The organism is Agrobacterium sp. K11 (genome assembly GCF_059429395.1).
The window spans coordinates 1-7,813 of the sequence record NZ_JCAHRB010000028.1; the positions used below are offsets into that span (position 1 = coordinate 1).

Genomic DNA, 7,813 nt, shown 5'->3' on the forward strand with positions numbered 1-7,813 from the left:
GGCGCGAGTCTCATCCTGATTGACGCTGAATCTCATCGAGATTGCCGCTAAACACCGCCAGCAGAGTCAAGCCATGGCGTTCAAAACTCGCGACCTTTTGATGGCTCAGAGAACGCAAACTATAAATGCCCTTCGCGGACACTTTGCGGAATACGGAATTGTCGTCCCAACAGGCCCGCAAAACATTCGCCAACTTGCCGCAGTTTTACACGAACCGGAGCCAAATTTGCCGGAGGCAGTTGTCGAGCTCGGTCGAGAACTGAAGCACCTTCAGATGCTCAATGAACGCATTCAAACACTGGACGAGGTCGTGAGAAAGGCCGCACACACGGATGAAACGGCACGACGGCTTATGAAGGTTCCGGGGATAGGGCCGATAACTGCCGCAGCAATGGTCGCTCTTTCTCCAGATACATCAACCTTCTCCAAGGGCAGGGATTTTGCGGCCTGGCTTGGACTCACGCCGAAACAGAATTCTACAGGGGGTAAAACACGTCTTGGAAAGACGTCAAAGATGGGACAACGTGATCTTAGGCGACTCTTGATTATCGGCGCGATGGCAGTTGTTCGACACACTGCCAAACAGGTCAGTGAAAAAGAGTCGTGGCTTGGACGAATGCTAGCGCGCAAACCAAAGATGCTAGTGGCAGTGGCGTTGGCAAACAAAATTGCTCGTGTCGCTTGGGCGTTGATGGCTCGCGGCGGGGTATATGAATCTCCAGCTACCGTCTGACTGCGGCGGCTAGAGTGTCGGCATGCGGGTGATCTAAGCGGAGGTTTATGGGCGAAAGTTGAGAGTGACGGGATCGGAAACCCAGTTAAAAACCACGTGCCCCGAGCACGCCTGTCCGATGTGGACCGAATCCCCGCACGAACCATAATGGCCAGCATCTAAAGCGATGCACTTCAATAGGCCGGACACACGACGGAACTCAACCGCATGCTCATGACCGAAGAAAAAATCACTTGCATTGCGAGAGGTGTCCACACACGGTTTTTAAGGGGCAACTCCACTCTCCGATCTGTGCCTCTCTGTGGAGGTATTCAGTGACTGCGGCCCCAACAGGTGTGGGCATCAGCGCAGCACCCGGGTTATTGAGATGGATGCGATGGCTACACCTGGCGTGTCAGCACGTATCTGCTCGATCTCTGCCGCGCTAAGGGATCTTTTCCTAATGTCGTTTAGAGATTTTAGAACTAGAAAATAGGCAACAGCAAACCAATGCAACTCGAAGCTCACAGCTACCTCGAACGGATCGGCACAACCATGCTGACAGCGGCAAACAGTATCGTTGCTCGGGTACAAAAGGGAGGCGATGTTCAAACCTCAGATCACGAGGCCTGGAAGTCTGTTTTCAATCATTCTTACGATGTTTAGAGCGGTCATCGTGGATGATTTGGGATTGGCCGGTAGAGGTCTGTTGGATACATTGATGCTCAAATTCCCAAAGCTGCCTTCCACATAGATCACATGACTGTTTAGAGCTGCTTTGGCATCCGCAACCAGCGACACTTGTGTCTTTTCGATGCCTACTCCAGCAAGAGAGCTAAGGATCGCGACATTTGCATTTTGAGGAAACCTGGAAGCAGCCTGACTAGCGCTTCCAACAAAGATGCTCGTTGCCTCCTTCAATTCATGTAAATTGCAAAGTCGCTCGGCTTCGGTACCGATCCACGCACCGGGCGGCTTGGTAATCCTGTGCTCCACACGATCAAGGCTCAGTCTCGATGCGGCTGAAAGCGCATCGAGACCGGCCAGCGCCCCGGGAGGGAGGATTAGTTGCCGTCCATTGTTGCGCGCAAGCGTGGTCAACTCTGTCAACAAACCCTCGTTGACGAAGGCCGAGGTTGAGGACACTGCGAAATCCATGTTTGCGCAGAGAGCTGCCCGCCCGAAGGATGCCACGCTTTCTCGACCCGCAGCTTCGACCACGAGTCGAGCACCAGTGGAAACGAGTTCTTCAGGGCTGGATATGAGCTTGGCACCCTGTGGCAGATCGGGACGAGCTTTGGCAGTGTCCCTCACCGCCACGGCGACGATCTTTGCACCGGAGCGTCTTTGCTCAAGCATATTGGCGACCGTCTGGCTGATGGCTCCCCATCCGACGAGACATACTGTTTCTGTTTGAGTCATTCTGCACCGTGCAATTCAAATCTGACGCGATATTCATTCGGAAGTTGGCCAACTCAAAATCAAGGTTGACCAGGAAGGGGCAGGCAGCGATTTCAACTGCGTTGACACCCCTCCCCTTGGCCCGTCATGGCGGTGACGATCAGAGCTTGACCCAACCCTCTGGCGGGGTTTTGCCAGGATGAATCGTTCCGCAATGCTTGCAGGTTCGCAATTCCTCGCTGGCGTAGAATTTGCTGTAGATCGGAGGAAGATCATCAACGATCGACTCGAGATCTACCTCCGCCCGATGGACCAAGTTTGAGCATTCAAAGCAGTACCATTCGACTGCGTCCAAAACACCTTCAGGCCGCGCTGGTTCTACCACCAGGCCGATCGAGCCTTCCTGAGGGCGTTGCGGCGAGTGCCGCACATGCGGAGGCAACAGGAAGATATCACCTTCCCGGATCGGAACATCGTAGAATTCCCCGGTCTTGGTGTCATGAAGCTTGAGCAGCATGTCACCTTTGAGCTGATAGAAGAATTCCTCAACAGGATCATCATGGTAGTCCGTACGGCGATTTGGTCCACCAACGATCGTCACCATAAGATCCGCGTCTTTCCAGATCTGCTGGTTACCGACTGGAGGCTGCAGCAAATGCTGATGTTCTGCGATCCATTTCTGCAGGTTGAAAGCGCTCAGTTTAGCCATCGTTATATCCTCTCGTATCTCAGGACTTGGCAAGGTCACATGATTCAAAAGCTTCGCGGATGATCCGCTTCTCAGCATCATTCAGTTCCAGAAGCGGGGCACGCACTGGTCCGCCGACCTGTCCAAGCAGTTCTTGCCAATACTTTTGATGGGCGTGCGGCTTTTCTGCAGGACGAGAATTGCGGAACGCATTTCGTACGTTTTGGAGACTTTCACTCACGCTGCGGGCGCGCCCAGCCTCGCCGGCAAAAGCCAGATCAGTATATTCGCGCATTCGTCGATCGTTTTTGGTTTGATAGGTATAAGGCGGCGACGAGCAGAGATAGAGCTGCCAGCCAAGCTCCAGAACGTTTTCGAGCCACTCTTCCTCAGACGCGGTAGATACCAGAATGCGGTCACTCGCCAATCGGGTCAGCTCTTTGTACATGTCCCTCGGGACGGAATATTTGATAGCAACAACTGTCTCGATATCGGCAAGACGGTTGCAAAGTTCAGGACTCATCAGATAGCCGCTATCCGGATGAGACCACAATGCCATTCCGATATCGACCTTGGCGGCAATCGTCTCATAGTACCGCAGCAAAGTTTCGTCCTGAGCTTTAAAGAAGTTCAGAACGGGAGCATGAACGACGATATAGTCGGCTCCGCACGCCTGCGCATGCTTTGCAAGATCGATGACGACATCGAGATTTTGATCTGAGCAAGACATGATCGTCTGTGCACGACCGTCGCACGCTTCAACCGACAAGTCGAAGAGGCGCTTACGCTCTTCAACGGACATGGAAAAGAATTCGCCTTGCTTGCCTGCAATGAAGAATCCATCGATTGAAAGATCGGTAATCCATGTTTCCATGTTTCTCTGGAATCCGTTTTCATCAATCGAGCCATCGGCGCGGAAAGGGGTATTGGCTGCAGCCCAAATGCCTCGCATTGTCTCGCGCGAGTAGGACTTGGCGCTCTTACGGTCGTATTTCATTGTTTCTCCTCTAGAAGCCCCATTCCTTTGCCTTTTGTGGCAGTACGGAGGATGCCGGCGGCGTTACGTGGCCCAGCACTCAAGATGGCCAGTCAAATGATGCGTCTTGATTGCCATTAAGGCGGAGATTGTGTTATTTAGGAACTGGGCGTTTAAGCATATATTTATGTTTGTTCGAGTATGAATGACGATGGTCAATATCCGGCAAATTCGAAGCTTCCAGGCCGTCGTTGAGCTCGGTAACTTCTCTCGTGCGGCAGAACGTCTTGGCACTAGCCAAGCAAGCGTGTCCCATGCAATCAACGATCTGGAGACACTTCTGGGCGCGCGCTTATTCGATCGCACCACACGACGTGTCGAACTTACGGAAGCAGGTCAGATCTTTGCGGCAGGTGCGCTGGCAGGATTGGCGGAAATGGACCGCTCAATCGAGGCGGTTCGCGACCTGAGCAAGCTGCGCGCTGGACTGGTGCGCATAGCCGCACCGTCACTTCTGGCGGCGACCGTGCTTCCTCGTCTGACAATGAAGATGGCGAGCGTCTATCCTAATCTCAAGCTCAGCATCGAAGATCTTGGCGTTGATCTGATCGTAAACAAAGTCAGGAATGGCTTGTGCGATCTGGGCGTCGGCACGTTCAATTCCGATGAGGAGAACATAGACAGCCAACATATCCTCTCTGACCGGCTTCTCCTCTTCACATGGCAGGAGCATGAATTCAGATCGAGAGAGGAAGTGGGCTGGACGGATCTGCAAAACCAGCGGATCATCACGCTCACTCGAGAAAGCAAAATCCGGCTATTAACCGAGATCGGCTTTGAATCAGCCAACCTTGCCCTGAGGCCTTATATGGAGGTCCATCAGATTCACACTGCTCTTTCGCTGGTCGAAAATCAGATAGGGGTTGCCGTTCTTCCGACCTATGCTTTTTCGGCGCTTAACAATCGACGCATCATCGCGCGTCCACTAACAGATCCTGCCATTACCCGGCAGGTCAGCATTATTACCGCCCGCGAACGTGCAGCCTCACCTGCAGCGGCTGCGGTTCGTCCACTGCTTCGGAGTGTCTTGCGTGAAATGGTTCCTGAAGTTCTTTAGCAAGAATGCCTTCGCTTCAGATCAAACAGCCCATGCCCAGAGCCAGGCCCAGGATTGAGCATCTGCAACATGTAAGTCTGCAAACTCAACGCCGGATCCCCTCCCCTCAGCCAAGAAAGCGAGCCGTCTCTACCTGAGACGACCCTGCATTCAAGTCCCTGAGCCAGCGTTGGATTGCCCTTTGGGCGTGCGAACAACTGTTGCACCCAAGTTCGCGAGGATTTTATCCAGCGTCAGAAACAGGTTGTCGATCTCTAACAGGGTTAATCCCTCAATCATATCATGCGCATGCAGTGAAGCAGTCGGAGCCAGAGTGTGATAGATCTGGCGTCCGTGGTCGGTCAGCTCGACTTGCACAACTCGCGTGTCGATCTCCGAAATCCGACGCCGGACCAAGGAATCGCGCTCCATCTGGTCGATGAGCCGGCTGAGTGCAGACTGCGGTATGAGGGTAAGCTTGATCAGTTCGCTGATGTTTCGGGGCCCTTTGTTCATGATCACCATCAGAACACGCCACCTTTGTACCGTCACACCATATGGTCTTAATCGCTCCAGGAAGCGACTGTTCAAACTGGCAGTCACCAGGTGGAGCAGATAAGGCAGATACTGCTCGAGTTCAGAAATGTCAGCGCCGTGGGGCAACGGGCTATCGTTGCTCATGTCGCGTTCCCTTCTCGTTGGTCACAAGATCAATCTAATTCAATATGCCGGGTGGTCTGCTAGCTTCATGCACAACGCGTGCAAAAATGCAATAACCAGACTCGACACAGTTATATGATTTGTCATATAAACACTTTGGAAATCTTTCAAGCCACACGCGCCGGCGCTTTGTCGGCGTCCAGAAGACCAACAGGGAATGACGATGACTGTAGAGTTTGATCCAAAAACTGCGTTCTCAGCTGCAGAACGAACTTTGCCGAGCCTTCTGGAGCAGCAAAGCAGAACGTTCTCGGATCAAACCCTGTTCTCTTGCCTTGGAGAAAGCTGGACATTCGACGGTACACGCAAACAGGCAGCCGGTTATGCCGGTGCGTTGATGGAAACGGGTATTCGCAAGGGAGACCGGGTTGCCCTCATCTGCTCCAACAGGCCGGAATTCATGTCGGTTTTCCTGGGATGCGGATGGATGGGCAGTGTTGCGGTCCCTATCAACACGGCCTCACGTGGCTTTCAGTTGCAACATATCCTGTCAAACTCAAACGCGGCACTTCTTGTCATTGAAGAACAGTTTTTGAAGGCGCTGGATGGAATCGATTTCGACGCGCTCCAGGTCAGGACGATCTGGGTAATCGATCAAAAAGATAAGACTGCGTGGCCTCAACTTTCCGTTGACGTCAGAGATTTTCCTGCGCCTACCGTTCAGGTCGAACCCGCAAAGATTGCCCCAAGCGACCCATTGACCATCCTTTACACCTCGGGAACGACCGGACTCTCGAAGGGAGTAGTTTGCCCGCACGGCCAATTTTTCTGGTGGGGCACTTACACGGGCAAGCAACTGGGTGTCGAAAAGGGCGATGTGCTTCATACGCCTCTGCCGTTGTTTCATACCAACGCAATCAATTCATTTTTCCAGGCATTGATATATGGAGCAACCCAAGTCGTAGAGCCGAAGTTCTCCGTTTCCGGCTTTTGGGATGTGATGAGAGCTTCCGGGGCAACTGTCACTTACCTGCTGGGCGCCATGGTTCCCATGCTGCTGTCCAGACCTGAATTGCAAGCGGAAAGAGATCATGCGATACGAACGGCTCTGGCGCCGGGCGTTCCGCAACACGCGTCCGAAGAATTCGAACGCAGAACTGGCATTGTTCTTCTAGAAGGATACGGTACCACAGAGAGTAATGCGGTTATTGCTTCAACAAGCACGCATCGCCGTCACGGTTGGGCTGGTCGCCTTGTAGAAGGCTTCGAGGCTATCATCGTCGACGAACACGACAACCCTCTACCCGATGGCGAAGCCGGGGAATTCCTGATCCGCGCGACAGAACCTTTCGCTATGTCCTTGGGCTATTTCGGCATGCCCGACAAGACGGTCGAAGTTTGGCGCAATCTCTGGCTACACACCGGGGATCGCATGGTACGCAGTCCAGACGGATATTATCGTTTCGTAGATCGCATGAAAGACGCTATCCGGCGACGGGGTGAAAACATATCCTCGTTCGAGGTTGAGCAGGTTCTGATTGCTCACCCGTCTGTGGCGATCGCAGCTGTGTTTCCTGTTGCATCCGAACTGGCGGAAGATGAAGTCATGGCAGCTATCGTGCTGCGCGGGGGTCATCAACCTACCAAAGAAGAGATCATCGAATTCTGCCAAGGAAGAATGTCTTATTTCTCGATCCCTCGCTTCATTGAATATGTGGATGACATGCCGCGAACTGAGAACGGGAAAATTCAGAAATTCAAGTTGCGTGAGCGAGGTCGTACCGAAACAACATGGGACAGAGAGGCAGCAGGTGTCGTGCTTAGACGTTAATGAGTGGTGCTTTTGACTGGCTCGGCAGACCTTTAGGGCCAGGAAAAGCCTTATTGCAGTGGACTGCGGCTAGCGCCGTAGTCCACTGATCTGTTTCTTCCTTGTTCTCAGACCACACATATTCACATACATCTGTACCGGGAAATATACTCGGCACCCTGGAACAGACAGCTGCGGCTCTGGAAGAGATCACCTCGAACGTTACGTCAACATCCCGCCGCACAGGCGAGGCGCGCACGGTAGTCCGCAATGCACGTGACCAAGCAGAAAGGTCAGGTGCCGTGGTACGTAACGCGGTGACGGCGATGGAGCGCATCGAGCAGGCCTCCAGTCAAATCTCCAACATCATCAGTGTGATCGACGAGATTGCGTTCCAGACCAATCTGCTAGCCTTGTGTCAATCGGCGTCGTAACGGGACCCCTTATCGGCTCCCAAAAGGGACCCCTGC

At 53.2% G+C, this 7,813-nt stretch carries 7 protein-coding genes and 2 pseudogenes; 4 read left to right on the forward strand and 5 right to left on the reverse strand.

All coding sequences use genetic code 11. The features are described from left to right. Positions 1 to 19: 19 nt before the first annotated feature. On the forward strand, positions 20 to 733 hold the full coding sequence (locus AC5SEO_RS26620; protein WP_495364194.1) for an IS110 family RNA-guided transposase: 714 nt from the start codon (positions 20 to 22) through the stop codon (positions 731 to 733). A 283-nt stretch (positions 734 to 1,016) separates the two neighbouring features. Here the strand turns inward: AC5SEO_RS26620 and AC5SEO_RS26625 are convergent. The 4 genes and pseudogenes from AC5SEO_RS26625 to AC5SEO_RS26640 form a co-directional block, all read right to left on the reverse strand. Then, positions 1,017 to 1,177, reverse strand: a pseudogene (locus AC5SEO_RS26625) (aminotransferase); the annotation flags it as partial. Positions 1,178 to 1,327: 150 nt separating this feature from the next. Further along, on the reverse strand, positions 1,328 to 2,134 hold the full coding sequence (locus tag AC5SEO_RS26630; protein ID WP_112155512.1) for an aspartate dehydrogenase: 807 nt from the start codon (positions 2,132 to 2,134) through the stop codon (positions 1,328 to 1,330). Between the two features lie 139 nt (positions 2,135 to 2,273). Continuing rightward, the gene (locus tag AC5SEO_RS26635) at positions 2,274 to 2,822 is read right to left on the reverse strand and encodes a 3-hydroxyanthranilate 3,4-dioxygenase (protein ID WP_025591005.1); all 549 of its coding nucleotides are present in this window, start codon (positions 2,820 to 2,822) and stop codon (positions 2,274 to 2,276) included. Positions 2,823 to 2,841: 19 nt separating this feature from the next. Next, positions 2,842 to 3,798 (reverse strand): dihydrodipicolinate synthase family protein, encoded by a 957-nt coding sequence (locus AC5SEO_RS26640; protein WP_025591003.1) that lies wholly within the window; start codon positions 3,796 to 3,798, stop codon positions 2,842 to 2,844. Between the two features lie 184 nt (positions 3,799 to 3,982). Here AC5SEO_RS26640 and AC5SEO_RS26645 point away from each other — a divergent pair, with 184 nt between their 5' ends. Next, complete coding sequence (locus tag AC5SEO_RS26645) at positions 3,983 to 4,894, forward strand: LysR family transcriptional regulator (RefSeq protein ID WP_244434302.1); 912 nt, start codon at positions 3,983 to 3,985, stop codon at positions 4,892 to 4,894. A gap of 150 nt (positions 4,895 to 5,044) precedes the next feature. Here AC5SEO_RS26645 and AC5SEO_RS26650 read toward each other — a convergent pair whose 3' ends face one another. Beyond that, positions 5,045 to 5,554: a MarR family winged helix-turn-helix transcriptional regulator gene (locus AC5SEO_RS26650; protein WP_025590999.1), complete on the reverse strand. Its 510-nt coding sequence runs from the start codon at positions 5,552 to 5,554 to the stop codon at positions 5,045 to 5,047. Positions 5,555 to 5,750: 196 nt separating this feature from the next. Here AC5SEO_RS26650 and AC5SEO_RS26655 point away from each other — a divergent pair, with 196 nt between their 5' ends. After that, positions 5,751 to 7,364, forward strand: a complete 1,614-nt coding sequence (locus AC5SEO_RS26655) for an ATP-dependent acyl-CoA ligase (protein WP_495364195.1) — start codon at positions 5,751 to 5,753, stop codon at positions 7,362 to 7,364. 155 nt (positions 7,365 to 7,519) lie between these two features. Then, positions 7,520 to 7,759, forward strand: a pseudogene (locus AC5SEO_RS26660) (methyl-accepting chemotaxis protein); the annotation flags it as partial. Between the last annotated feature and the right edge of the window lie 54 nt (positions 7,760 to 7,813).

Coding starts and splice junctions, on each gene's coding strand:
- AC5SEO_RS26630 (WP_112155512.1), bottom strand. CDS start 2,134: ATGACTCAAACAGAAACAGTATGTCTCGTCGGATGGGGAGCCATCAGC.
- AC5SEO_RS26635 (WP_025591005.1), bottom strand. CDS start 2,822: ATGGCTAAACTGAGCGCTTTCAACCTGCAGAAATGGATCGCAGAACAT.
- AC5SEO_RS26640 (WP_025591003.1), bottom strand. CDS start 3,798: ATGAAATACGACCGTAAGAGCGCCAAGTCCTACTCGCGCGAGACAATG.
- AC5SEO_RS26645 (WP_244434302.1), top strand. CDS start 3,983: ATGACGATGGTCAATATCCGGCAAATTCGAAGCTTCCAGGCCGTCGTT.
- AC5SEO_RS26650 (WP_025590999.1), bottom strand. CDS start 5,554: ATGAGCAACGATAGCCCGTTGCCCCACGGCGCTGACATTTCTGAACTC.
- AC5SEO_RS26655 (WP_495364195.1), top strand. CDS start 5,751: ATGACGATGACTGTAGAGTTTGATCCAAAAACTGCGTTCTCAGCTGCA.